Below are 505 nucleotides of genomic sequence, written 5' to 3' on the forward strand. Positions count from 1 at the left end.
CCTTATCTGCCGCGTATTTCAAATAAGGTTGCCCTTGTTTTATTTTATATTGGTCGACGAGTAAATCGCCTAATTGATAGGCATCTTCAACAGACATGGAGCTTGGCGCAGGGTATGTTGTTTGTGCATGTGTTTGTGAGGCGCACAACAGGCATAAACATAACAGCCACCGGTAACCTATTTTTACTTTTTGCATTATTTATTAATCCTTATTACTGCCTACCTACAAAGCTGTTATGGGGCCTTTACTGTTACAAAGCGTAAATGTATAAGCTATTGATAAGTCGTGATAGTTAAGGGTACACCTAATCATTACTGGGCAATAATTGGCCTGAAGGCTTAAATTTTCTGGATAAATCGTAGATACATATTCAAGTAACCGTTTACATATTTGTTTTCACCGATAAAAAACGCTCCCATTAGAGGGAGCGTTTAAGGCAATGAATGTAAGGGCTATACAAGATTAGCGAAGTACTCTCACCGTATGTTTACTTAAGAACTCTTT

At 38.0% G+C, this 505-nt stretch carries 1 protein-coding gene; it reads right to left on the reverse strand.

All coding sequences use genetic code 11. The features are described from left to right. Positions 1–196: hypothetical protein (locus CTN01_RS22665; protein WP_146150449.1), on the reverse strand; the 196-nt coding region annotated here is incomplete at its 3' end. Positions 197–505 lie beyond the last annotated feature (309 nt).

The sequence above is a fragment of the Photobacterium angustum genome (genome assembly GCF_003026365.1).
Taxonomy (GTDB): Bacteria; Pseudomonadota; Gammaproteobacteria; order Enterobacterales; family Vibrionaceae; genus Photobacterium; species Photobacterium angustum.